General features: G+C 36.9%; 23 protein-coding genes and 2 pseudogenes. 10 read left to right on the top strand and 15 right to left on the bottom strand.

The features are described 5' to 3' along the window. Positions 1-77: 77 nt before the first annotated feature. The 4 genes and pseudogenes from CQA66_RS05045 to CQA66_RS09675 all read right to left on the bottom strand — a co-directional run. On the bottom strand, positions 78-650 hold the full coding sequence (locus CQA66_RS05045) for a DUF3226 domain-containing protein (protein WP_104762792.1): 573 nt from the start codon (positions 648-650) through the stop codon (positions 78-80). A gap of 1 nt (position 651) precedes the next feature. Beyond that, positions 652-1,635, bottom strand: a complete 984-nt coding sequence (locus tag CQA66_RS05040) for an AAA family ATPase (RefSeq protein WP_104762793.1) — start codon at positions 1,633-1,635, stop codon at positions 652-654. Continuing rightward, positions 1,635-2,531: pseudogene (locus CQA66_RS09680) on the bottom strand (saccharopine dehydrogenase family protein); the annotation flags it as partial. The pseudogene CQA66_RS09680 and the gene CQA66_RS05040, both read right to left, overlap by 1 nt. Before the next feature lie 435 nt (positions 2,532-2,966). Then, positions 2,967-3,563: pseudogene (locus CQA66_RS09675) on the bottom strand (saccharopine dehydrogenase family protein); the annotation flags it as partial. Positions 3,564-3,795: 232 nt separating this feature from the next. Between CQA66_RS09675 and CQA66_RS05030 the strand changes: the two are divergent. Next, the gene (locus tag CQA66_RS05030; RefSeq protein ID WP_411698612.1) at positions 3,796-5,793 is read left to right on the top strand and encodes a penicillin-binding protein 1A; all 1,998 of its coding nucleotides are present in this window, start codon (positions 3,796-3,798) and stop codon (positions 5,791-5,793) included. A gap of 63 nt (positions 5,794-5,856) precedes the next feature. After that, positions 5,857-6,996 (top strand): non-hydrolyzing UDP-N-acetylglucosamine 2-epimerase, encoded by a 1,140-nt coding sequence (gene wecB, locus CQA66_RS05025; protein ID WP_115582557.1) that lies wholly within the window; start codon positions 5,857-5,859, stop codon positions 6,994-6,996. Between the two features lie 384 nt (positions 6,997-7,380). Here the strand turns inward: wecB and CQA66_RS05020 are convergent, their stop codons facing one another. The 3 genes from CQA66_RS05020 to CQA66_RS09145 form a co-directional block, all read right to left on the bottom strand. Continuing rightward, complete coding sequence (locus CQA66_RS05020; protein WP_115582556.1) at positions 7,381-7,644, bottom strand: hypothetical protein; 264 nt, start codon at positions 7,642-7,644, stop codon at positions 7,381-7,383. Then, a complete protein-coding gene (locus tag CQA66_RS09585) occupies positions 7,629-7,754 on the bottom strand; it encodes a hypothetical protein (protein WP_267892943.1) in 126 nt (41 codons plus the stop codon). Before CQA66_RS09585 ends, CQA66_RS05020 begins: the two co-directional genes overlap by 16 nt. Positions 7,755-7,937: 183 nt before the next feature. Next, positions 7,938-8,246, bottom strand: a complete 309-nt coding sequence (locus CQA66_RS09145; protein ID WP_147289207.1) for a hypothetical protein — start codon at positions 8,244-8,246, stop codon at positions 7,938-7,940. Between the two features lie 203 nt (positions 8,247-8,449). Here CQA66_RS09145 and CQA66_RS05015 point away from each other — a divergent pair, with 203 nt between their 5' ends. The 3 genes from CQA66_RS05015 to CQA66_RS05005 all read left to right on the top strand — a co-directional run bounded on the left by CQA66_RS05015 (position 8,450) and on the right by CQA66_RS05005 (position 9,547). Further along, positions 8,450-8,638, top strand: a complete 189-nt coding sequence (locus tag CQA66_RS05015; protein WP_104762798.1) for a hypothetical protein — start codon at positions 8,450-8,452, stop codon at positions 8,636-8,638. Then, the gene (locus tag CQA66_RS05010) at positions 8,635-8,922 is read left to right on the top strand and encodes a hypothetical protein (RefSeq protein WP_104762799.1); all 288 of its coding nucleotides are present in this window, start codon (positions 8,635-8,637) and stop codon (positions 8,920-8,922) included. The genes CQA66_RS05015 and CQA66_RS05010 overlap by 4 nt, the downstream gene beginning before the upstream one ends. A 205-nt stretch (positions 8,923-9,127) precedes the next feature. Beyond that, entirely contained in the window at positions 9,128-9,547 is a 420-nt protein-coding gene (locus CQA66_RS05005; protein ID WP_104762800.1) for an MATE family efflux transporter, read from the top strand. Positions 9,548-9,808: 261 nt separating this feature from the next. Here the strand turns inward: CQA66_RS05005 and CQA66_RS05000 are convergent, their stop codons facing one another. The 8 genes from CQA66_RS05000 to CQA66_RS04965 all read right to left on the bottom strand — a co-directional run bounded on the left by CQA66_RS05000 (position 9,809) and on the right by CQA66_RS04965 (position 16,319). Next, positions 9,809-10,078 (bottom strand): hypothetical protein, encoded by a 270-nt coding sequence (locus tag CQA66_RS05000; RefSeq protein ID WP_104762801.1) that lies wholly within the window; start codon positions 10,076-10,078, stop codon positions 9,809-9,811. A gap of 382 nt (positions 10,079-10,460) precedes the next feature. Further along, complete coding sequence (locus CQA66_RS04995) at positions 10,461-11,105, bottom strand: DUF3972 domain-containing protein (protein ID WP_104762854.1); 645 nt, start codon at positions 11,103-11,105, stop codon at positions 10,461-10,463. Between the two features lie 379 nt (positions 11,106-11,484). Next, the gene (gene purE, locus CQA66_RS04990; RefSeq protein WP_104762802.1) at positions 11,485-11,988 is read right to left on the bottom strand and encodes a 5-(carboxyamino)imidazole ribonucleotide mutase; all 504 of its coding nucleotides are present in this window, start codon (positions 11,986-11,988) and stop codon (positions 11,485-11,487) included. 420 nt (positions 11,989-12,408) lie between these two features. After that, positions 12,409-13,224: a DNA-methyltransferase gene (locus CQA66_RS04985; RefSeq protein ID WP_104762803.1), complete on the bottom strand. Its 816-nt coding sequence runs from the start codon at positions 13,222-13,224 to the stop codon at positions 12,409-12,411. A gap of 1 nt (position 13,225) precedes the next feature. Next, positions 13,226-14,026, bottom strand: a complete 801-nt coding sequence (locus tag CQA66_RS04980) for a type II restriction enzyme (RefSeq protein WP_104762804.1) — start codon at positions 14,024-14,026, stop codon at positions 13,226-13,228. Beyond that, positions 14,019-14,891, bottom strand: a complete 873-nt coding sequence (locus tag CQA66_RS04975; protein WP_104762805.1) for a DNA adenine methylase — start codon at positions 14,889-14,891, stop codon at positions 14,019-14,021. Before CQA66_RS04975 ends, CQA66_RS04980 begins: the two co-directional genes overlap by 8 nt. A 252-nt stretch (positions 14,892-15,143) precedes the next feature. Continuing rightward, positions 15,144-15,512 (bottom strand): DNA adenine methylase, encoded by a 369-nt coding sequence (locus CQA66_RS04970; RefSeq protein WP_233707706.1) that lies wholly within the window; start codon positions 15,510-15,512, stop codon positions 15,144-15,146. 108 nt (positions 15,513-15,620) lie between these two features. Then, positions 15,621-16,319 (bottom strand): sugar O-acetyltransferase, encoded by a 699-nt coding sequence (locus CQA66_RS04965; RefSeq protein ID WP_233707707.1) that lies wholly within the window; start codon positions 16,317-16,319, stop codon positions 15,621-15,623. A 150-nt stretch (positions 16,320-16,469) separates the two neighbouring features. Between CQA66_RS04965 and pyrC the strand changes: the two genes are divergently transcribed. From pyrC to CQA66_RS04940, 5 genes are all read left to right on the top strand, one after another. Next, positions 16,470-17,609, top strand: a complete 1,140-nt coding sequence (gene pyrC, locus CQA66_RS04960; RefSeq protein WP_104762806.1) for a dihydroorotase — start codon at positions 16,470-16,472, stop codon at positions 17,607-17,609. A 3-nt stretch (positions 17,610-17,612) separates the two neighbouring features. Further along, positions 17,613-18,875, top strand: coding sequence for a hypothetical protein (locus tag CQA66_RS04955; protein ID WP_104762807.1), 1,263 nt, complete (start codon positions 17,613-17,615; stop codon positions 18,873-18,875). Between the two features lie 2 nt (positions 18,876-18,877). After that, positions 18,878-22,054, top strand: coding sequence for a UvrD-helicase domain-containing protein (locus tag CQA66_RS04950; protein WP_104762808.1), 3,177 nt, complete (start codon positions 18,878-18,880; stop codon positions 22,052-22,054). Positions 22,055-22,077: 23 nt separating this feature from the next. Beyond that, a complete protein-coding gene (nhaA, locus tag CQA66_RS04945; protein ID WP_104762809.1) occupies positions 22,078-23,592 on the top strand; it encodes a Na+/H+ antiporter NhaA in 1,515 nt (504 codons plus the stop codon). 198 nt (positions 23,593-23,790) lie between these two features. Next, entirely contained in the window at positions 23,791-26,262 is a 2,472-nt protein-coding gene (locus CQA66_RS04940; RefSeq protein WP_104762810.1) for a DNA methyltransferase, read from the top strand. Positions 26,263-26,351 lie beyond the last annotated feature (89 nt).

Here is a 26,351-nt window from a genome sequence, read left to right as displayed (position 1 = left end):
CCTTGAAATTTAACGCAAGTAGCAATCTTTTGGTTTGCTGTAAAATGCTTTTTTGTAGTTCATTGTTTTACCTACTCTCAATTTGTATCTAACAAAAAGTTTTTTAGTGGCTGTAAATAATTACTCTGGCAATCTAGCATATCACCATTAATTTTAAAATCCTTGATTCCATTTTTAAATCCAAAACTATGAAAATAGGCATAAATTTTAGATTTTTTGGCTGGTAATTTAATGTTTTGATTGTCTTTTTGTAATTTCTTTAGACATTCCTTGTAGTTGTCAAAACATGTTAAGAGAACTTTTTCTTTTGCTATGTTTTCTAGCAATATTTCTAAGGTGCCATTATCTTTATTGTTTGGCATAAGAAAAATTTCACACTTTGAAGAAAAATTGCTACCCATATCTTCTAATTGCTTTATGATATTGCTCTTAGAATCTTCAAAATCCGTATCTGCATCAAAAATTATTTTAATCTGTTCATGTTTCCTTATTTCTGTTTCGACACTTTTTAGCTTGCAAACACCATCGGTTTTTACTATTTTGTATGACTTTAATTTCTCTTTGTATTTTTCATCAACGATTGAATACAAACGCTTTATATATAATTCTATAAAATCTTTATCTGTATGCCCTTCAACTATAATCAACACATTAATCCCTTATTTCATTTTTGCAGTCAATATTAACAATAAAATCTTCTTGCGAATATCTACCTACCTGAATATTGGAATCTTTATTTATATACACATTAAAAACAGAGACACTTTCTTTTTGTCTATCTTCAAGCAAGGCACTCAAATGTTTTAATAATTCTTCATTGTGTGTTGTGATGAAAAATTGTATATCATTTGAAGCTTCTAAAATAGCTCCTAGCAACAAATCAATACTTTCGAAATGTAATCCATTTTCTATTTCGTCAATTAAGATATATTGAGGCTCAAACAAGATGGAAGAGAATATAGAGATATAACTTTGAAACCCATTACCCATTAACCTTAAATCTATATCACGAGAAAGATTCTTTTTTTCAACCATTATCTTATTGCGAACAAGTCGGATATCTTCTATGTCTTTTGAAAAATTTTTACAAATTTCAGAGAGTTTCTTTCGTTTTTCTCTTATCATAACCATTGTTTCTAAGTTTCTTGCAAGATTTTCATACCGAATACTAGGCGCACATGGGACAAACTCTACTATTTTATTTGTTGGATTATTTTTTGGATTTTGTAATTCTGCTTCAAATCGATTTGGACTTATTCGATTAATCAGCATTTTATTGTTGCCATCTTCAAAAATCAATCCTGTAATTTGATGACCATTATTGTCTATGTTAAATTTTTGACTTTGATTAAAAGTTATCTTAGTTTCATTGCTTTTGGTTTTTAAAACAATATTCTCACCTATATTATATTTATAAAAAAATCCCTCAAAAATCTCTTCTGAATCCATTAAGCCTCTTGAAGCTGAAACAGGAAAAAATCCATCTGGATTCCCAGATAAATAAAAATGAATAGCCTCTAAAATCGATGTTTTCCCCGTATTTGGTTTGCCCACAAAAATATTTACATTTGAAAATCCCTCTAATTTTAATGATTGTATCCCTCGAAAATTCTTTATTTCAAAATCTTTTATCATTACCCCCTCCCATCTTCTAGCACTTTTATTTCCCCACTCGATTCTATCTCCAAAACCACATAAGGCAATCCTTGCTTATTTAACTCTTGCATAAAACAATCGGGGTCGTTTTGTTCCATATTCCACACCCCTGCCCCATTTTGAGAATCCACTCCCTGTGTCTCGCCTCCCTGTGGCATATCTTTATTAAGCTCTAAACGCTTGGTATTGTAAGATTCTAGGTCTTTAAAGTTTTGAGATTCTTCGCCTAAAGGCTCAGAATGACAAGAGGATCCGTTAGAATGATAAGTAGAAGAATTGGAATCATAAATTCTAGTATCTTGCGTAAGATTTGAATGTTGTGCAAAATGAGGCGAAGGAGCGGACTTAGCGTCCGTAACTAAAGCCGAATTGCCGCACTCATTCAAAGATTGAGTAAGAGACACATTCTTGCTTGCACCGATCCCCCATTTACCCTCACATATTAACTTCGCCCCAATCATCGCAGGCACACCTGTGGTATAGCTCACCCCTTGCGCATTGACTTCCTCATAGCATTTCTCATGCTCACATACATTATAAATATAAATCGTGCGTTCCACTCCGTCTTTCACCCCACGCATATAGCAGCCGATATTTGTCTTGCCTTTTGTGCGGCTTGCTAGGCTCGCAGGGTCGGGCAGAAGCGTCTTTAGCACCTCGATAGGCACGATTTTTTGCCCCTTATGCTCCACACTATCCACACGCAAAAGCCCGATGTTCTCAAGACATTTCATATGCGTGAGATAGCTTTCTCCAAAGGTCATAAAAAAGCGGATTCTTTTAAGCCCCCGCACATTGCGCACCAAAGATTCCAATTCCTCGTGATATAAAAGATAGGAGTTTTTCGCGCCCACTTCGGGATAATCCCATTCTTTCATCAATGCAAGAGGTGCGATGTCGCGCCACTCCCCGCCAAAATAACTCTCATTTCGTAAATCCTGCGTGTTGGATTCAAGCACAAAATGCTTCTCTTCACGCTCAAACTTGCGATAGATTCTATCTTGTTGCAAATCGGGGTTTAGATTTAAATCTAGCTCTGAAACAATGCTTACTTCAGCTTTGCTTGATTGTTGGTTGTGGGATTCTTTATCCACCCCCCTGCCCTCTCGTTCCGGGAGGGGGGGGACGATGGTAGAATCCTCCGCAAGAGAGGGGGGAGTAGGCTGAGATTCTTCGCCTAAAGGCTCAGAATGACAATTTTTCCCTTTGTTATACTGAGGCTCTAAAAAAGCCGAAGTATCTCTAAAGGATTCTTCAGCCTTGCTTTGCAAGACTTCAGAATGACAAAAATACTTGCTAGAATCCCGCACCCAATACCTAGCCTTTGAGCTAACCTCACGCAAATTAATTTCGGGATTGAAATTTGTCGCAAACGCATAGCCGTGGTCCCCTGCGTTGCAATCCAAAATATCAATAGCGTGAATCTCATCAAAATAATGCTTCTGCGCATAAGCACAAAAGACATTTGTAACACCCGGGTCAAACCCGCTGCCTAGCAGGGCGAAAATCCCCGCTTCTTTGTAACGCGTATCATACGCCCATTGCTCTTTATACTCAAAATGCGCAGAATCTGGGTGTTCGTAGTTTGCCGTATCTAAATAATGTGTTTTCGTCCTTAAACACGCTTCCATAATGCTCAAATCTTGATAGGGAAGCGCGACATTCACGACAAGCTTAGGTTTAACACGTTCAATCAATGCCACAAGCTCCTCTACATTATCCGCATCCACAGAGCAAATCTCAATCTCGCCCAATCCCTTAGAGCGGATAGAATCCACAATCACCTTACATTTCTCAAGTGTACGTGAAGCAAGCACAATGCGTGAAAATACCCCACGATTTTTCGCCATTTTGTGCGCCACCACGCCACCAACACCCCCCGCACCAATTTGTAAAACAACTGCCATATTGCCTCCTTAGATTGCTGATAAATGCCGCATTATACAAGATTTACCGTCAAATTTAAAAAATGTATTTCTGCCATAGCTATGGGTAATGCTCGTATAGTTTTCCAATGAAATCACTTAAATTTTGTGTAAAATATCCGTCTGCAATTCAATAAAGTCTAGGAACATTATGGGCACACCTCATACTTTAGAAGATATTTATTTACAAAAAGGAGGTATAGGGTTTTTTGGAATCCTCAAAATACTTTTTTATGCTTTCCTTATTGTTGTCTTTGCCTTGTCCTGTATAGTGGGATATTATGCCTATGAGCTTTATAAGGAATTGTCTCCCCAAGTGCAAAAAATGATACATTATAAACCAAATGAAATTACTCAAGTATTTGATTCTAAGGGCAGGTTAGTAGCTAATCTCTTTGATGAGGAATATCGATTCTATGCGACATACGATGAAATCCCAGGTAGAGTTATAGAGGCATTATTAGCTATCGAAGATACAGCATTCTTTGAACATGAGGGAGTCAATATCGATGCGATTATACGTGCTATGTTAAAAAATCTTGCCAATATGCGTTATATGGAAGGCGGCAGCACGCTTACGCAGCAATTAGTAAAAAATATGTTACTTACTAGTGATAGAACGCTTGATAGAAAAATTAAAGAATTTCTTCTCTCTATACGTGCGGAACAAGTGCTAACAAAAGAAGAAATTTTGGAACGTTATTTGAACTATATCTTCTTGGGGCATAATTATTATGGAATCAAGACGGCTTCTATGGGTTACTTTAAGAAGCCTATGAATGAGCTTACTCTTAAAGAAATAGCTATGCTAGTCGCGCTACCCAAATCACCTGTAAAATATGATCCGACAATTAACCTTAACCATTCTTTAAGTCGCGCTAATGCCATTTTACGAAGAATGTTAGACTTGGGTTGGATTTCACAGACAGAGTTTACTCAAGCGACTAGAGAGATTCCAAGAGTTTATAATCAAACGCTTACGCAGAACAAAGCGCCCTATGTAGTCGATGAAGCATTACGAGAATTAACAAATATCCCTGATTTAAAATCTGGTGGGTATAAAATCTATCTTACTATTGATATGGAATATCAAGAGGCGGCGCAAAAAGCACTGCTAAAAGGCTATGAAAATATCAAATATCGCATTGGTGATTTAGAGCAACGAAGTAGGCAAGCACAAAGACAGCCTACACTCACACAAGAGGAATTGCAGAGCTTCAATCAACAGCATGCTACCACACTTAATGGTGCTATGGTTGTTACCAATCCGCATACAGGCGAGGTGTTAGCAATGGTGGGAGGGGTTAACTATGCGCAAAGCTCGTTTAACCGTGCGACACAAACAAACCGTCAATTTGGTAGCACAATGAAACCGTTTATTTATCAGCTTGCCTTTAACAAAGGATATTCTCCTGCCGAGATTGTCATTGATTCGCCAAAAAGATTCGGGAAATGGGTACCAAATAATGATAGCAAGAGATATTTAGGACCCGTAACGATGCAGACTGCCCTAGAAAAATCTCTCAACATTCCAGCTATCGATACCGCATTGAAAATTGGCGAAAGATCCCTTTATGACGGGCTAGAACAATTTGGCTTTGAGAATTTCCCTAAGGATCTTACCGTTGTATTGGGTAGTCTCTCACTTTCCCCAATGAAAGCGGCTATGCAATACAGTTTATTCTCTAATGAAGGTACAATTGTGAAGCCCTACCTTGTGGCTAAAATTGTTGATCCTGAAGGAAAAGCAACAATATTTCAAACCACGCAATCAACAGTGAGCACAGCGCAACAAACCTTTCTGACTACTTCTATTATGCGTAATGTTGTCCAAAAAGGCACAGGGTATCGCGCAAGGACAAATGGCATACAAATTGCCGGCAAAACAGGTACGTCTAACCAATCGCGCGATGTGTGGTTTTGTGGATACACTCCCGATTTACAGGCTGTTATTTGGTATGGTAGAGATGACAATATGCCAATCGGCGGCGGAGCTTATGGAGGGAATATTTCGGCACCTGTCTTTCATGATTTTATTATGCATGTGTTAGAATTTAATCCAAGCCTTAGTCGACATTTTAGAGTACCTAGCGGAGTATATCATCAGAAAATTAGAGATGAGTACATTTATTATACCGATACTTCGAGAATTAATTTTGAGCAAATCGAAGAAACGCGAAGACTACAGGAATCAGACGATGTGCTATGGTAGTGTGAAATTATTATGTTTGCGAGTAGCAATCAATGATAGTTGTTCTTAATGCAAGGGTAATGTATGAAAAATATCCTCATTATATTAGGTACACGACCCGAAGCTATCAAACTAGCCCCCGTGATATTAGAATTACAAGGACAAAAGAAATATCATATTACTATCTGCAATACTGAACAACAAAAAGAGCTTTCTAATCAAACATTAGGATTCTTTGGAATACAAGCTGATATTTATTTGGATTGCATGTCGCCCAATCAAAGCTTGGCAAATCTACAAAGCAAGATTCTTAGCGCATTAGAATCTGTTTTTCAACACAGAGTTTATCATGCAAGCATTGTGCAAGGCGATACGATGAGTGCCTTTTGTGGGGCACTTATGAGCTTTTATTATCATGTTCCTTTATTTCATGTTGAGGCTGGGTTGCGTTCTTATAATATGCTTGAACCATTTCCAGAAGAGGCATTGCGACAGATGATAAGTAAGATAGCGACTTTACATTTTACTCCTACTAATCTCGCAACAGCTCTTCTTTTGCAAGAGGGAATTACGGCTCAATCTATCATTGAAACAGGAAATACAGTACTTGACGCGCTTTTTTGCTTGAGTGAAGAATCTTTACAACGTGCAAAGAAATTTTGGGAACAGCTAGGTATCCCCTTACAATCTAGCGCGCGAGATGGAAGTAATATTGTCCTTATCACGACTCATAGACGAGAAAACCATGGTGATAGATTAGAGGAGATTCTTAAAGCGATACGGACACTTGCAGAAACTTTTGCCAATCATTATTTTATAATTCCCGTACATCCTAATCCAAATGTCAAGCAAAGGATTTATCGCTCCTTATCAAAGTTTGCTAATATTTTGCTATGTGAACCTTTGGATTATCCGAACCTTGTTTTAATTATGCAACATAGCAAGCTTATTCTAACTGATAGCGGCGGAATCCAAGAGGAAGCCCCAAGCTTTGGAGTACCTATCCTTGTTATGCGACATGAAACCGAGAGAAAAGAGGGAATCCAGGCAGGATTCGCGAAGTTAGTCGGTACAGATTCTCTATGTATTGTCAAGGAATCTAGTGAAATACTTCAGCGAGAAACAACCCGTATTCCTAAACCGAATCCTTATGGCAATGGGGAAGCGCGAGTAAAGATAGCCCAAGGCATTGATACTTTTTTTGCCCCCCCCCCCGTAGTATGAATAGATACGAATAGAGCGGTAGGGCTACTTTATTGTATGATACAAACCATCAATGGATATTGTACGCAAGATTCTAAAGAGAAAGTTTCTTGAATGTTATGAATAATTTTAGTAATAATTCACGATCGGTTTAAATAATGCTTCACTTGCGCGAATTGAATTGTGGTATACTTTTATCATTTTTTCTTTTGCTTTGATTCCTTTTTTACTAGCTTTTTTTGGGGTTGCTTTGGAGGCGGTGTTTTATTCGGTGCTGGTGATGTATTGTTTGATTCTGGAATGTGTTCTATTGTCATTTGTGCCGCATTTCTTTTTATAGAGGGCTTTGTTCTAAGGCAAGATGTGAATCTTTTATCATGATCTGACTTTTATTACTTTTGACTTCTATCGCATATTTTTTGTCATGTTGAGCCTCATTTTTGTCATGTTGATATCCCCCCCCTTTTTTTTTGTCATTCTGAGCGAAGCGAAGAATCTCTTGTTTGCGCTTTTGGGATTCTTCAGAATGACAAGATTCGGAATCTTTTTCAGAGCGACAATTTGAATTTCCTTTGTCATGTTTGCAAGTATGGGCAAAATCCTTGCGGATTGTGCGAGGGCTTGCCCGATGGGATCGGTGGCGACTGCATGAACTAAGTTCTTGCCCATAGTTGCAATCGGTGCTGCCGTGGCTCTAGCTCTTGCCTCACGGCAACTCTTGGAATAACTTCAGGATTTGCTGCAGCATCTGCTGCGGGGGCTGTAGGTATTCTTGGCACTGCTACAACCATAACAGCAATCAGCATTGCAGTGGCAGCAGGAGGTGTTGGTGTTCTGAATTGTCTAAGAGATTATGAGATACAAAAAATCTCGGATACGCATATAAAGCTTATTAAAACATAAAGCTAGTCTCTGGTTATTTTTGTGGCTTTGGAGATACTCATTGGATGCAGGATTTTAAGTCAATTTGCCAACAAAAGGAATAATATGATACGACCTAACCCTATACAATTTACTTGTTTGTGTGGCTTTAGCAAAATCCATTGGCTAAAAAGTGATGTGCTACAACACGAGGATATCTTTGCTAAATGCCCAAAATGCAAGAAGCCTATGGAAAGCCAACCCTTATCAAAGCATAAAAAATTCTGATTTGATATTTTTCGCACTTTTTGCGCTCCATAAAAACTCACAATAATTAGTTTATACCCCTTAGAGCGATAAACACTAGCATCAAGCAATGCAAGGATATTTATTATTCTCGCCTTTTTCAAACTACACCAAAGCTAAACATCTTTGCTTAATAGCAATATTTACCATCTAAGCCCTATTTTGACAAGCCAAGCAGATTGTAGTATAACCCGATTTCGGATTTTATCCTTAGTACTTAGCACAATTACACAACTATATCGTAACTAAGCAGCAACACAATCCTTAGCGCAACATGCGCGCCCACAGGGAACACAAAAGGATGGAAATGAATCCACGACGCGAGCTACAAGGGTTTAATGCGCTCTATCTCGAGTTTGATGAACTCTATCATCAAAACTCGCTCGCAATGAGACTATCAGATAGCACATGCTCATTGTTTATTACATCGCTGAATTTAACGATGATTGCTTGCAGAGAGATATTGCCAATTATTATTTTGCAAGCAAGAAAATGATTAATTTCTCGATTAAAAACTTGCAAATACAAGGTTATACCGTCCTTATAAAAGGCGAAAACAAAAAGAGCGGCATTTTTTTTCTCACAGAATTAGGGCAGGAATTTGTGCGCAAAAATATCACGCAGCTTTTTGTGCTTGAAAACAACGTTTTTAACGAATTTTCGCCCGAAGAATCCAAGCAGCTCACGCAGCTTTTAAAAAAAATACCTTTCGCTTTTTCGCAAAAAAGCGCAGCAGAGTTTTGCAATCCAAAAATACTAAGAACAGCAAAGGGAAAATAATGCCACTCTCTATAACGCGCCTCTCTAGGCTCATTATTTTCGCATTACCTTCTACATTTATGTGGATTTGCCTTGATGTATGTGATTGTCGATGACTTTTATCTCAAATTTTGTCGGCCAATTTTTTTGAGGCTGTCAATTTCATCTATCCTTTTATCACGATTCTGGGTTCTTTTGGTTTTATGTTGGGCATAGATGGTAGTGCATTGATTGCCAAAATCATCGGGTAGGGCGACATGCGCAAGGTAAAGAGCATTTTTTCTTAGTAGTTTATGTCTCGCTTGTTTGCGGGATTGTCATTGCGATTTTAGGGCTACTTAGCATTCGTTTTGTTGCGACCTCTCTTGGCGTAGAAGGTGTGCTTTTAGAATCTTGCATTCTCTATGGGCAGATTTTGCTCCTCGCTCTACCTGCTTCTATGTTGCAATTTAGCTTTCAATGCCTCTTTGCCACAGCGGGCAAGCCAAGCTTAGGTTTGGTCATTACACTTGTATCAGGTATTGCCAATAGGCTTTTAGACACGTTTTTTATCGTTGTATTCTCGTGGGGGATTTGGGGTGCGGCGTTTACAACGCTTATTTCTCAATGTATCGGTGGCTTTCTATTTTGCGCGCAACAATCCTAGCTTTTTGGGACTTGGCAGGACGCAATGGGATTTGAGCGCACTTTTGCAAACTGTGTTAATGGCTCTTCGGAACTTCTAAGCAGTATCGTATACCTATTGCGGGAATGCTCTATATCCAGCTACTCAAATATGTGGGCGAAAATGACGTTGCGACGTATGGTGTCGTAAACGTATGTCAGCTTTATTTTTCAAGCAATTTTTATCGGCTGTTCTATTGGAATCTCGCCCATTGTGAGTTATCATTTTGGCGCAAAAATACACTTAGTCTGCAACAAGTGCGGCAGAAAAGCTTTGTTTTGCTTTCCGTTGTTTCTGTTTGTATGTTTCTTTTAATATTTTTGGTTCGGCATTCTTCACGGCTCTTAATGATGGAATCAGTTCCGCTATTATCTTTTTTTTGCGTACGCTTGTTTTTGAGGTTTTTGCTGTGCTTGTGCTGCCAATCTTTTGGGGGGCTTGAGGGAATCTGTTTTGGCTCCTTGTCGCTGAAGCTATGGCTTTTGTCGTAACGGTGATTTTCTTACGTATCAAACAAAGGAAATATTGCTACTAAGAATTTACTGTGTTGCTGTGGATTACAAGACTTATTAAATCGCTGTTTTGCCATGTTATGCCCCTATTTTTGGCGTTAGGCTATGGGAGCGAGTTCATACAGGGATAAATATTTCTATCTTGGTCATGCTGGGGTGAAACCGAAGTGTCTCTATCCTTTGTTATATTGAGGGAGTGAAGTGAGCGAAACATCTCTTTTGAATCTTTAATCTTTAAGAGACTCTTCGGCTAAAGCCTCAGAGCGACAAGAGAAGTTTGTCATTCTTCGCAATGCTTAGAATGACAAAGTCTCGCACGATATTAAGTAGTTGGGCTGATTGATTATTGTAATACGTATTACTTGTGCGCTACATTTGGCATATTAAGTTGTGCTATTGCTTATTCTTCCCCACATAAGTTTATATTTACGTTTGACAAATTCCACTTCTTCTTGAGTCTTTTGTAGTTGCTGTCGCAAGAGCTCGATGGTTTTTTTATCATCATCATAGATTTCCTGCATAGAAACTAAGGCTTCTTTTAAGAAACTATTTTCACTTTTGAAAGCTGAAATTGTCTCATCTTTAGAATGGATAACCTTATCATGTAAGCCTAAAATTGTTGCAATAGTTTTTTCTACAAAAACAGGGTCCAAAGCATTGCCACTCATATCAAGCGAGACTAATCGATTCTCTACTTTTTTAATTAATGCCGAAGTTCCAGTGCTTGCTTCGATATAGATTCTGTTGTTTTCTTGCCTGCTTTTAATCGATTTGTTCCTGATTAGTTCTTCGACTTTTTCTCGTTCCAATCCTGATAAATGTAAAAACTCTTCTAATAGAATCCAAGTCTCTTGCTTGCCTACCGGATTCGCTTTAACTATTTGCTCATATTTCTCTTGTTTCAATTCATTAATATGTGTGTCTGGATTAGTTTCTATATTTTGTTTTGCAGTAATATGCGCTATATCAGCTTGTGTTGTAGATTCTATGTGGGTATCGTGTGTTTCATTTGTTGGGGCTGGTGGCATTTGCGCTGGTTGTCTTGTGGGTTGATTTGAGGGTTGGCTTGTGTTTTTCATCGCAGGATTGGCAGTTTTTGTGATATTTACTTGCATTAATTTTTCTTGTGTTGATTCCTTTTTTACTAGCTTTTCTTGGGGTTGCTTTGGAGGTGGTGTTTTGTTCGGTGCTGGCGATGTATTGTTTGATTCTAGAATATGTTCTATTGTTTGTACTTGATCTTGTATCTGCGCGCGCATTTGTGTTTTGTTTGACTGCGATGTGGCTTGGGGGATTGCAACATCTTTTTGCATTTCTGCAAGGGAGCTTTCTCTCAAATCCTCTTGCATCTCTCGTATCGTTTTTAACCCTTGTGTTTGATGTGTTTCTGCCATAATGCCCCCCTTATCATTGTGATTGTAATTCGGTTTGTATTGTTTGTGTATCTTGTTCTAATTGCTTTGCCTTAGATTCTCTTTCTTGTGCTAATTTTAAAGCCAAATTTGCGTATTTTGGCTGCAAGGCAAGGATTTGTACGCTCAAATACCCGGCATTGATTGCCCCTGCTTTCCCAACAGCCATTGTAGCGACAGGAATCTCTTTTGGCATTTGCACACTTGACAGTAGTGAATCAAGTCCATCGAGCAACCCTCCTGCCAAAGGAACTGCTATGACAGGTTTACAGGTTATAGCTGCGATACCTCCAGCTAAATGAGCAGCCATACCAGCCGCACCAATAAAAATATCAGCCCCTCTTTGTTCTGCATCTAAAACAATTTCTTTTGTGCGAAGCGGTGTTCTATGCGCAGAAGAAACATAGACTTCAAATGAAATATCAAATTGCTTTAATACTTTGGTGCATTCTTTCATGACATTCCAATCACTCATGCTGCCCATAATAATCACTACCATACCAAGCCTTTTATGTAAATTAAATCGCAATCACCAATGTATTAATGTTGTGATTTTCACTTCTTCTTACTGCGAAAAATAGATTCTCTAATTATAAAGTCTGATACCTAGTTTTTGTCAATAGTTTAGCAGGAAATTAATAGATTTTTAAGTATTTTGATTTATTAGCGTTAGTTATAGGCTATTGCGCATAATTTGAATCTACGTTTGATGCCATTGAGTTCCCAAAGCTCTTGGCTAGAAAGCTTTCTAGGAATCTTGGGAATGTTTTTAGTTTACATGAGTTTCTATACAAATTGAAATTTTGTACTTTTAAATAATCAACTTATCTATCTTTAATGAAAATTCCTAAATTACAATTCATCGCCTCGTTTCAAAAAAGTATGTGATAACTTTCTTTTTCACTCTAAGTATCTCAATTTATAAATTTGCTTCAAATAAATTATTTTGTTTCTGGCTAGATTTTTGAAAATTTGGTAATTTAAATTTTTCTTTAATCTCGCCTTTGTTTTCAAGTCGATTTACAATCATTTCATAATAAGGTTTGTGCAGCTCACAGCTTATCCATTGGCGCTTGAGTTGTTCGCACAATACAATCTCGCCCCCGCTACCACCAAAGAGGATAAACACAGAATCTCCCTCATTTGTGCAAGACTTGATGAGCATTTCTACAAGTTTTAATGGAATCTGGCATGAATGAAATGTTTTATCCTTGCTCACATTTTTAACCAAATCGAAATAAAACCATGAATAGGGCATTCTACCCTTATGCCCCTCTGCTAGTCTTTGCATAATTCTTTTATCTGTTGGGTTTTGGTAGGGCATTGCAATATTGTCTTTATAGAAATGATTCTCCTTGCTTTTTGTGGCATGCAAGATGCTTCTGTGTGCTGTTGTCAAGCGCCTCTTGCTATGCCCAACATTTGTATTATAGACCCAAACATAATCTTGCACATCATACGCGATAGAATCCAAGCATTTAACACGTAAATATGCGTTTTGTTTGGGATAGTTCATCATAAAAAGATTCCCACTAGGCTTGAGCACGCGCATAGATTCTGTTGCCAATGCGCAATACCAAGCAATATAATCGTCCCATTTTTGCGTGTATTTTGAGCCATTATAGTTAATGCCAACATTATAATCAGGGTCGCCATAAACCATATCAAGGCTGGAATCGGGTAAACTTTTAAGCACTTTTAAAACATCATCATTGTAGAGTTTGTTGAGCTGCATATTATTTCCTCACTAAATTATATTCACATGATTTTAAAAATCTTATAGAATCTAAGCACTTCGGTTCATCAAAAGTATAAGCCCATAAGTTGAGACTATCAGCATTACGTACAAGATAAACACATGTGATATGTTTAATTTTTAAGCCCGAATTATAATAATACAAAAATGGGTGATAAATTTGGCAGATATTAAAATCTTTTGGTGTACCATTTTTTGCCTCAAACACTCCAATAGTACCATTATATTCAAGTGTTAAATCAATTTCTATTTGTTGATTTTCTGCAATAACTTCTTGTTTATTAAAATAATAATTTAAAGTAGTTTTTGTTCGATGAGGAAAATAAGTTTTGGGACGATTTTCAATTTCTACATTCTCAAATTCTAAATCTTCTCCAAACAAAAAATAATGCAAGATTCTTTGATTATTTGCCACGCTCAAAATATTGCTTTCGCTATTATTGTATTCATTGAGCAAACTCTTTTTATATTCCCATTCAATGGAAACTTGCATAGCTTCAAAGGTATGATAGAGCTTATCAACACCATGAACAAACCGATGGCGACCTTTGCCTAAATGTAACAAACAAACATCTTGTTCTAAAAAAGAAAGTGGCAATTTATCCTTAGAATCAAGCTTTGTTACATCAAATGGATTACCAAAATGATATTCCCTACAAATCTCTTTGACTAAATCATTATCAAAAATAAGATTATTTCGTTTCTGGCATCGTTCTAGCAAAGCTTCTAAAACTAAATGTTTTTTATTGCTTACATCTTGTTGCTCATTATTTTTACTCATAATCCCCCCTTATCAAAAGCTCCGTAATTTCGCCCCTTTTATCGCCTTTGCAATTAATTACCCTCTTTGCCCTAAGCTCGATACATTCAAAATCTTTATAAAGCTTTCTTATAAACTCTGCATTAGAATTACTCTGCAAAACCTTGACGCCTTTAGCATTGAGTGTCCTAAAAACATGATAAAGCCTTATATGCTCCTCTTCTAAAAAATTATCCGTATAACTCACAAAGCTAGAGGTTTTATTCAAGGGGTAATAAGGAGGGTCAAAATAGACAAAATCGCCCCTTTTTGCGTTGATGACTGCTTGCTCAAAATCGAGATTCATAATCTGCACATCTTCTAGGGCATTGTTGGCGCTCAAAACTAAATCTCTATCATAAATCTTGGGATTCTTATAGCTCCCCATAGGCGTATTAAATTCACCATTAGAATTATAGCGGCACAATCCATTAAAACATGTCTTATTAAGATAAATAAATCTTGCTGCACGAAAATAATCCTTTAAATGCAAAAAATCAACTTGCCTATCAAGATTACGTATAAAATAGAATGTTTCCCTATTATGATTTTGTTGCAAAATTTCTAATTCTCTCAAAAGCTCATGCGCACAATTTTGTATTGCCAAATAAGCATTCATTAATTCTATGTTTTTATCATTCAAATAGACATTCTTAGCCTCCAACAAGCCGCGATCTTTAAGCGCAAAAAACAAAGCGCCACCGCCCAAAAAGGGCTCGAAATAATCGCCAAACTCTTTGGGCACAAAGGGCAAGAGCGAATCGAGCAAGCCCCTCTTGCCCCCTGCCCATTTCACAAATGGCTTGGATTCTGTTGTTTGAGGATTTAAAGGACTTTGTATCGTCATTGTCTCTCTTTCTGTAGTAATATTTGATTCCAGCATACTAGTTTAACTATTGATTGTTGTTGCTCATAAATTATTTAAGTCTATTAATAAACTCTAAAATATCAAAATTTCTAATATTTAATCCCTCATCAAAATTAATAAACTTTACATATCTTTTGGAATCTATTGAATATCAGGAAAATTATCACAAAGAATCTATCATCGTTAATTCTGTTAAAGAATCGTTAAAAATAATATTTTGAGCTTCAAGATTTAAAAGGCTATGTCTATTTGTCTGTTTTGCTTAGATAAATTTTTAACCAAGAGATTAGAATCTTGTCTATATATTTCTATCTCTGCATTGCTTACAATAGGCTCTATCAACTCATATACAAATCTATCTTGCAAAGCAATATTCTTACGATACGCATCATAATGCCCTACGGTGTTTGCGATTCTATCTGCGCTATAAAGCAAAGAGCTTAAGAGTATGCAAAATTCTTTTTCATTAACTTGCTTTTGTTCTAAAAGACAATCTAGCCTATCACGCACATAACCTATGATTTTAGAATCATTCTTGCTAAAAAACTTACCGCCAAAAGCCTTAGAATAATAATTCTCTTTTATATCCTTAGCTTGCAAATTTGCAAAATCTTGGGTTAAAGAATCCTTGATAAATCACGGCAACAAATTGCTAAATCGTGTTGTGTAATTTATGGATTCTCTGAATGTAGAAATGATATTATGTTGTTACTTTAGCTCATATTCTTCAATAGATTTGATAACTCTCGCAGGATTGCCTCCAACAATCACATTGGGCGGGACATCTTTGGTTACGACAGCACCAGCAGCAATCACAGAATTTTCGCCAATCGTTACGCCCGGGCAAATCGTTACATTAATGCCAATCCACACTCTATCGCCTATCACAATCGGCTTGCAAAATGTCGCTTGACGATTATAAGGATTAAAGTCGTGGTTAATCGTTGTTAGGCAGACTTTGGGCGCGATAAAGACATCATCACCAATCGTGATTCCGCCTCTGTCCATAAATGTGCAAGCCTGATTCATAAAAAAGTTCTTGCCCACTTTGATATTGCGCCCAAAATCGACATAAAAGGGCGGGATTATCCATGTGCTAGAATCTATCTCCTTGCCAATGATTTGCGCAAAAAGTTCCTGCACTCGCTCGGGGCTGTGATGTCCGCTATTTAACTCATCTGTTAGCCTAATTGTCTCCAAAATAACTTCTTTAATCCTCCCAAACTCCGGGTCATTCATATCAATCAGCTCTCCTGCCAAATCGCGCGTAAAAATATCGCGATTCGTGCTAGGCGCAGCCGTGCTACGAGGTGAAGTGTTGTTTGTTTTTTTGCATTTATTATCCTTAATGCTTTGAAAAAATGATAGTTCTAAATTTGAATTATGCTGCAAACTAAAATAAAACAATATTCTACTACAAAAGGCATGGTTCTGAAATTTTTCTCAAACAGAATCATCATTCATTGCCATTTCTACGTCATGCAATCTGTGTTATAATTCCTTGTGTCATTCTTACACGTTCGCTGAACCTCGCAACAAATCTTGTCAAGGAAATCCATGCAAACACTTTCGTTGTATAATCCTCTTGATATGCACATACATTTGCGACAAGAGAGAGTTTTAGAATCTATTTTGCCTTTTAGTGCACGAAACTTTTCTTTGGTACTTGCTATGCCAAATCTGACACCACCATTGACTTCAGTGGATTCTGTTTTGCATTATCAAGAAGAAATTCGACGTCTTGCTCATTCACACTGCCACATAACGGGTGATGATAGGCAAATGGTATTTCATGATTCTTGCACACAGCATTTCATTCCCTTTATGAGTCTATTTATTTCAGATTCTCTAACCATACAAGAGTTACATAAGGCATATAGACACGGAATAAAAGTATTAAAGCTCTACCCTAAGGGTTCTACAACCAATTCAGATAATGGTGTAAGCGAGATTCTTACTCCTGATTTCTTGCGGCTTTTAGAGGAAGCACAAAACCTTAACATGATTCTAAGCATACACGGCGAAAGTGCAGGATTTAGCATGTATAGAGAACGGGAATTTCTCTGTGTGTTTGAAGAATTGGCGAGAAGTTTTCCACGTTTGCGAATTATTATTGAGCATTTAAGCGATAGACATTCCCTAGAATCTATTCATAAATATCCCAATTTGTTTGGCACGATTACTTTGCATCATGCCCTTTTGACACTTGATGATATTTTAGGGGGCAAGCTTAATCCATTTGCCTTTTGTAAGCCGATTGTAAAAACACCTCAAGACAGAGATGCCATCCTTGAAGCTATGTTGTGTGCAGATTCTAAGATAAGCTTTGGTTCTGATAGCGCACCGCATAGCATTGAGGCAAAGCGAAGCGGAGCAGCCGGAATCTTTAGCGCGCCGTTACTCTTAGAATCTCTTGCAACACTCTTTGCCAAGCATAACAAGTTAGAAAATTTACAAAGCTTTATAAGCGATAACGGCATGAGAATCTATGATATATCACTTCCGTTTACAAAGGTTGTTATTTTAGAAAATGGGCGTCCATTACAGCCTCACTCTGCAATGCTCAATACTCCAGATGGCGATATAAGTGTATTTTCTCCGAGTTTTTCGCTTGAATATCGCATTAAAGAAATAGCAATTTATCCTAGAGAATCTGATAAGCATAAGCTTTCTAATCAGCAAATACCCAAAGAATAATCTATGCAAAGATATATTGATATTCTTTTTTATATTGTACTTTGTCTTGTTGCAGGGATAGGAATTTTCCTACATAGTTCTTATACCGATAAATATTTCCCATTGGCTACTAATGCTTTAGAACAAGAGCCAATCTATGAAGTCTATCAGCAAGATTTACGTGATAAATTGCATAACATTTATGCACTTAGCGCAGAAACAATAGGGAATCATACTTATTTGATTACTTTTTTTGATACGCCACTTATGCAATCTAGTCTGACAGGACATAATCTTTATGGGCTGCTCTTCTCGCCAAGTGAATATTCTCTAGCAACGCATAATTCGCAAGTATGGAGTGATGCAAAGATTCTTGCGACACAAGATTTTCTATTGCAACAAACAAAGCAATATATTAATGGTATTTCTCGCCCTATTATTTATCAGAATAACAATCAGCTTTTCCTTTTTTTGAATACACAGGGGAAATTTGCCGCCTTATCTAATAAGATTCGCGTTTTTTCTACGTCAATTAACGACTTGCATGACGTATTTCGCAGTGATGCAAAAACAAATATTCCATTTAAGTTTATAAAAAACATTAGTTTTTCTGGCTTTGGTAATTTTAACCATTTTTTATCAGATACTCTTTTGCCTATTTATGATACTATGTCTCCTGTGCATGCTTCACAGGATTCACTAGATTCGCAAACACGTTCGGCGTTTATTCTTTCTTTTATATTGCAGCTAAAAACCCATGTGCCAATTTTTGCACTCCTAGATTCTAATTTAAAATTACAAGAAAAGCTTGTTATAGACACATCATTGGAGCAGCCCACTATCACGCAATTACCAGTCCGCAAGGAATTATTCTCATTAGATAAACAAACAAAAACTTATTCTTGTATTGCGGCGTATATTCACAATTCTAAACGTCTCTACTTTCAGACTTGCGAACTTCATAATGGGACATTACAGATGGACTCTTTACAAGAAAGCCTAAATATTGACAATGTAACCTCAATCGAATTAGCCACAATAGGCGAATTTGTGTTGTTGCTTTATACGCAAAATAACACCACTTTGAATCTAGCCCTTTGGAATGGCACAGATTTCTCCCCCATTCAGCAAATTGCTTATAGCAACAAACAACCTATTGTAAGTAAGTTACTTGCCGATGGCGATAAAGGCTATATTTTTTACGTCAATGAAAAAGCCATTCTGCAAGCAATTATGTTTAACGAGTCGTATCTTACACAATTTACATCCCAAGAAGACAAGGATTAATCATGCAGCAATATGAGCAACAAGAGCAGTTACAATCTGTATTCCTGAACGCTTCGGCTGGGAGTGGCAAAACTTTTGCATTATGCGCGCGTTATGTTGCTCTTCTTTTACATGGAGTGAATGCCAGTGAGATTCTAACGGTCACTTTTACCAATAAAGCCGCCAATGAAATGAAAGAGCGAATCATACAGAATCTTTTGTTGCTCTATCGTTTCAAGCATTCTGATAAACAAGATTCCAAGCAATGCCAACAGGCTAAGGACTTGCAACGAGCATTGCAAGAGTATGGATTGGATTCTACAACGATTAATGAACGCATTACTAAGGTTTATTATAGCTTTTTACATTCTCCTAAAAAAATTAGCACCATTGATTCATTTCTTATTTCTGTTTTGCGTCCGTTTGCATTTTATGCGGGAATTACCTGTGATTTTGCAATAGAAGAAAGCAGTCAAGCACGGCAATTTTTGCAAGTTTTTTTAGAGAGAAGTTATAACAATCCAGATTTACGCAAGATTTTGTATTACTTGCACCAAGATTTGCAAATTTCCTTTAGACAAAGCAAATATGGGCGATCGCTTGATTTGAATAATTTGCTTACACAGCTTTATGACAAATCAATTGAATTTGAACAAAGTGGCTTTCTTGCAAATATACAGATTCAGCAACAGCAAACAAATGATAAAAGAATCCTCCTTGCAGAACAATGCCAGATCCCTACTTTACACTCATTGCATTCTTCTGAAATTTTGCCCTTTGTTTATGAGGCGGCAGAAACACTTGCCAATTATATTGAAACAATTGCTTCGAATCCAAAAAAAATGGAAAAAACTTACAAGGAACTTACAAGCAATAATATCAACATTATTTTAAAGAACACCCTTTTAACAAATGTTCTTACACAGAAGAATCCACATAGAGATCTTAAGCCCAACGACTCACAGCAAATGATGCTTGATAAGCTCTGTTGTGTCGTGAAAAATCGCGCGATATTATGGAATCTGACTCTAGAATCAGAGAGAATAGCCGCGCTTTGTGCGCTTATTGCAAGTTATCAAGAAAGTATGGATGAGGTGTATAAGGCAAACAATACTTTAAATTTTGATGCTATCAAACACAAAGTGTTTGGATTAATGAATGATGTATTTTATAACAATGGACGGTGGAATAGCGATTATTTTTATTTCCGTTTGGATTCTGTGATTAGTCATATTTTATTTGATGAATATCAAGATACAAGCAATATTCAATACAGAATCTTTTTACCGCTTTTTAAAGAAATATTGGCAGGTAGTGGCACGAAAGAAAATAAAACGCTCTTTTTTGTAGGTGATTCTAAACAAAGTATGTATACGTTCCGAGGAGCAAATCAAGTCGTCTTTGAGCAAAGTAAGGTCGGGTTACATGAAAAGCATTTGGAATATAATTACCGCAGTAAAGCGCATATAGTTGATTTTGTGAATGAAAAATTTCAGCACCTATTTAACGACTATACAATACAAAAATATCCGCTACAAGCAGATTCTAGCCAATCAGAAAAAGCAGGCTTTGTGTGTATCAAAGTCTATTCGCCAGATGCTTATGAAGATGAGCAAGATGGGATACAAGAAAAGACTCATCCTAGCACGTTGAGAGCATTAAAGAGTAAAAGGCTTAAAAACGATGCTTTTAAGGAAACCGTAGAATGTCTGCAAGAGTTGCTTGCTTGCAAAGTCGCGCAAAAAGACATTGCTATACTTGCTAGGAAACGTCATGTTTTGCAAGAGTTTGTGCAATATGCAAAAGCTTTTATTCCCAATGCTCGCTTTAATCTTGACAAAAACGGTAAACTTATCGAGCAAAGATATATTCAAATTATCTATCATACATTAGCCATAGAGAACTATAACGAGCAGCTTTATCGTCTCTATGAATCACAACACAAGAAGATTCTTAATGATGCAGCTACACAAAACAACCATGAAGCACGGCAGATTCTTCATTACAAGAAATTCTCACAAAAATTACTGAATAAGTTACTCAATAAACCATACAGCGAAGATGTCGTAATCCCTCAAAACCTTTCTGGAAAAAGCTTGGCACTAAAAATCAAGCAAATTATCGAGTTTTTTCATCTCTACAGCGAAGATTCTCTTCTGCTTTTAGAGTTAGCAAGCAATACGGCATTTCAAGATATGCGAGAATTTTTTGATTCTATCGCGCATAAAGATTCTACTTTTACGCAAGAAGAAGCTATCCAAACTATGACAATACATGCCGCAAAGGGATTGGGATTCCAATATGTTATTTATTTGGATATACAGCCTCATGTACAAGCAAAACTAGACAAGATATTGTATGAATATCAAGGCATTTATTTGCAACGTATACGTCTTGACAACCATACAGGATCGCGCGATAAAGAATTAGAATCTTTAATAGAGCAAATCAAGCGAAAACAAATCGTTGAGGAACACAACGTTTTATATGTGGCTTGTACAAGGGCAAAAGAGGGACTCTATATTTTTGCACATACAGACAGCTATACGGCTAAAACATTAAACCTTACATCGGCAGATAGTCGCGGTAGATTCCAGCATGCACATCACGAGACAGAAATGCCCTCTGCCAGCATTCATAAGCCGTTAATCATTGCAGAGTTACCGTTTGTCAGATTACAGCAAGAGGAATTTTTGCGACATGAAGTTATATCTTATAGCACCAACACGGCTTCACATCACAAACAACTCATTGGAATCATCACGCATTTAAGTCTTGAACTCTTGTTGGGCTATAGGATACAGAATCTTATGCCAATACTCTTTGCGCAATATGGATTCTTTATGAATAAAGAAGAATTAGAGAAGATTATAGAGCGAGCTAATCAAGTCATACAACAAGATTCTAATGCAAATTTAGATTTGAGAAATGCCAAGATAAAATGCGAAGTCCCTTTCTTGCAAAATCAGACCGTTCAAAGGCTCGATGCTTTGTTGCAAGATAAGGATTCTCTCTACATTCTTGAATTTAAAACTTCGCAAAAGCTTAGTCAAATATTGTTTGAAGAACACACCGCGCAGTTAGAATTATATAAACGTTTTATTACGCAGTTAGCGACACAGTCCTCGCTATCATTAACCATAAAAGGTTATATTATTTATTTACAAGATGATATTCTTTTCCGAGAAATAACTTCATGAGAATCTTATTGTAAAGTAATGCGATGACATCACAATCTCATAATCACCTCCACTATGTTACTGATGATCGCGCAAGCAATAGTACATTAAAGAACTTTATCACACACGAATCATTTGGCGGAGTGCTGCTCTTTTTTGCTGTTATATGTGCGATGATTATTGCAAATACAAATTTCGGTGTTGTCTATAATGAAGTTTGGAGTATGTATTTAGACTTTAGTATAGGTGGGTATAAGCTTGTTCATATAAGCATTTTGCATTTTATTAATGATGTCCTTATGTCCTTTTTCTTTCTTATGGTTGGACTTGAAATGAAAAGAGAAGTGTTATATGGCGAACTTGCTGGATTTAAATCAGTAAGCTTCTCTGTCTTTGGTGCTATTGGCGGATTGATTATCCCTAGTATCATTTATATTTACTTCAATCACAGCACACCAAGCGCACACGGATTCGGTGTAGCTATGAGTACCGATACCGCATTTGCACTCGGGGTATTGTTGTTGCTAGGCAAAAGGATTCCTAATGTGATAAAGATATTTCTTGTTACATTGGCTGTTGCAGACGATTTAGGTGCTATTAGCGTGATTGCTATTTTTTATACCGAACAGATTAATTGGTTTTTTATCTATGTAAGTATCATTTTTTTGATTATTCTTATTACCTTTAATTATTTAGATGTCAAATATCTTTCGCTTTATTTCGCAGTAGGCATTTTGCTTTGGTTGTGCCTCTTTTTTAGCGGCGTGCATGCTACTGTGGGTGCTGTTATCCTCGCTTTCACAATACCTGGCAAATCACAAATTTCTCGTCATAGCTATCTTGGACTGAAAGTCGCTTACAATAAATTGTATTTTCAAACAAAAGCAGACTTTACAACTTTTGAACCGCTTGAGCCTAGACAATATGAAGAGACCAATAGGTTGGGGGCGATTCTTTATGGATTCAAAGATTTTTTTAAAAGTTCCTACCGCAATATCAAGAATTTTATTAGTCCTAAAAGCGATGCTGAACGAGAAATTGATATGCACAAAGAGCATCAGAGGGTTGAAATCCTCGATACGGTAGTGCGCTATTCGCGTTATGCACAAAACCCGCTTGTCCGTATTGAATTTATTTTGCAGCCACTTAATGCGTATTTCATCGTGCCTTTGTTTGCCTTTGCTAATGCAGGTGTGCCAATCGGGGGTACTCTTGATTTCCATATCGATGGAATTTTTTACGGCGTTGTGTTAGGACTTGTACTTGGTAAGCCTATTGGAATCTTCACATTCACAATTTTGAGTGAAAAATTAAAAATTGCTAAACGACCAAACGGGCTCACTAATATCCACATTCTATCCGCTGGATTTTTAGCAGGAATAGGCTTTACTATGTCTATGTTTGTTGCGAATCTTGCCTATAAGAGTAACTTGGCTGTTGATCTAGCTAAAATATCTATTTTAACCGCTTCTTGTATTGCTGCAATCTTGGGGGTAGCAAGTTTGCTTGCTACAACGAAAAAAGTTAGCGATGAGAGTGATGTGCGAGAAGAGTTCTAATAACATGTAGCAAAGTTTGAGCTACAAAACATGCAATCAAACGTTAAACACTTGCCAACCGCTATTTAAGAGCAAGGTCAACAATTCAATTGAGATTCTTAGTTGCCGTATTTGTTTGTAGCTACAATGTAAATTAGCTAATTAATACTTAAGAGATGGTAGTAGCATAGGAACAAGAACGATAGTTAGGGAGTGAATATGATTGATTTTTCGTTGCTTCATAATGAAAATTTCAAAGAAGATTCTGTGCGCGAATATATTATTATGCCGTTGTTAAAAGAGCTAGGATTTCTGCCAAAAAATGAACAAAATCCGAGCAAGTTTGAGATAGTCCTTTCGCAAACGCAAAAAGTAGATTTTAAAGTCGGAAGTAATAAAAATATACAGGCAAATTTAACACCAGATTATGCCATTTATATAGATTCTAAGATTCATTGTATTTTAGATGCGAAAGCTCCGAAAGTCAATATAGAAAAAGGGAGTGAAGCAGAAAAACAAGTATTGAGCTATGTTTTATATTTTCAATCTCCATTCTATGCACTTTGCAATGGTTATAAGTTTTTATTCTTTGAAACAGCTAGGCAGAATCTGCTTCATAGTTTTGACTGCGAGGAACTTTTTGTAAATCAATTTGACAATCAAAGCTTTATGCTATTCAAGCAATATTTAACTACATCTTTAGAATCTCTGAGGCAAAACACCATACAGCATAAAACATTAAAGAAAGATGAAAGTTGGTATCTAAGTCGCGAGCTACCAAAGGCGATAGCAAAGCCACAGAAACAAGCAAAGTTTCGATATTTTGGCTGCACGGCATATTTTACGCGCCAGAGTTGGGACGTTGTTTCAGAAAATATAAAAAATTTTACGAATGAGGGCGATGTTGTCCTTGATCCTTTTGGTGGAAGTGGCGTAACGGCGATTGAGGCGATGATGAATGGGCGGGTTGGAATCCATGTTGATTTAAATCCATTGAGTATTTTTATGGTCAAAGCTTTGAGCGCAAAGGTTGATTTGGGAAAGCTATATGAGATTAGCGAAGAGATTCTGCAAGAGTTTGAGAATCTTCGCCCAAAAAACGAAAGAGAAGCAAGGAATATTTTAAAAAATGCGATGTATTTTCCGAATGCGATTGATGCTGAATTTGGCGAAGTCGCAACACAAAAAGAACAAGAAGAGACGCTTTGGATTCCAAAAGATGAGATTCTGCCAAAGGGTAGCGATGTGCCAAGTGTTTTGCAGCTTTTTAGCAAGATTCAGCTTGCTGAACTTGCGATATTGCGAAAGTTGATTTTTAAATACACAATGCCAAGTGGCAACAAAGAATCGAGACTTAGAAAAAAGAATATGCGGTATAGTTTGATGCTAGGATTGTATAATACATTAAGTATGCACAACCTTACATATCATACTTCAAAAATCAATGATGGGCAAAAGAATGCTGGTGTATGCGGAATTTATAATTATTATCGACATCGTATCGCAAAAAATCCTGTTCTTATAGATGCTTCTGAAACATTCATTCGCAAAATCCAACGATTGCTCAAAGGCAAAAAAGAACTTGAGAATGCTCCAAATGATTGCTTTTATCAAAACTATTTCTTTCCATTGGTTGGAGTAGTAAAGGATTTTGAAGAAACATTGCTTTTTCGGAGAGAAAAAGACATAGAAAAATTGGATTCCAGACTACAAAAGATAAATGGACAAAGATTCTTCCAAGCCGATGCAACAAACCTAAAAGAAATAGAATCGCAGAGTGTTGATTTTATCTACACAGACCCGCCGTATGGCGCGAAGATTCCCTATCTTGACTTAAGCACAATGTGGAATGCGTGGCTTGAATTAAGTGTCGAAAATGAAATACGAGAGAAGGAATGTATCGAAAAAGGTAGCCTCGATAAATCGCGATATGAATATTATGATTTGATGAAAGAAAGCTTGAAAGAAATGTATCGGGTTTTGAAATTTAATCGATGGCTTGCGTTTGTCTTTCAGCACCAAGACCCAAAACTTTGGCAAATTCTTGTTGATTCTGCTGAAAATTGTGGCTTTGAATATGTCGGGAGTGTGAGACAAGATAATGGACAAACGACATTCAAAAAAAGACAAAATCCTAGCACCGTGCTAAGCGGGCAGATTATCATCTATTTTAAAAAAGTCGATAATGCAAAAGCGCGCGCAAAGCTTGAAGTTGGTATGGACATCATAGAAAAAATATATCAAGATATTGAGGCGATAATCGTAGAACATAATGGCGCGACTTTGGAAGAAATATGGAATAGTTTGGTAATAAAATCTGTTGAGGGGAATTATATTGACAAAATAGCCAACAAGTTTGAAAGCTTTATCCCTGCAATAAATGACCGCTTTGAATGCAATAATGGAAAATATCACCTAAGAGAAAATACGAGTTTTAGCAATTATTCTATTCCTTTGGAAAGACGAGTTGAATATTTGATTAGGGCGATTTTGGGCAGGGCGAAAGAACAAAATGTTGGAATCAGGTTTGATGATTTGGTTTTGAATATTATTCCGCTATCTAAAAACGGCGTTCAGGCGAACAATAAAATAATTCGCGATATTCTAAAAGAAATTGCCTACGAAAACACCGAAACAGGAGAATGGAAGCTGAAAGACAAGGAAGCAACTTTATTTGAGGGGGGATGGTAATTCTGGAGGCTTGTTGCGCGTTATTTGCTGCACTTCGGGCATAAGCCCCCAAATGACAAGAGGAGACATCAACATAACAACCCACACAT

Source organism: Helicobacter aurati, from assembly GCF_003364265.1.
Lineage (GTDB): Bacteria > Campylobacterota > Campylobacteria > Campylobacterales > Helicobacteraceae > Helicobacter_A > Helicobacter_A aurati.
This window is presented reverse-complemented; position numbering and strand designations above follow the sequence as displayed.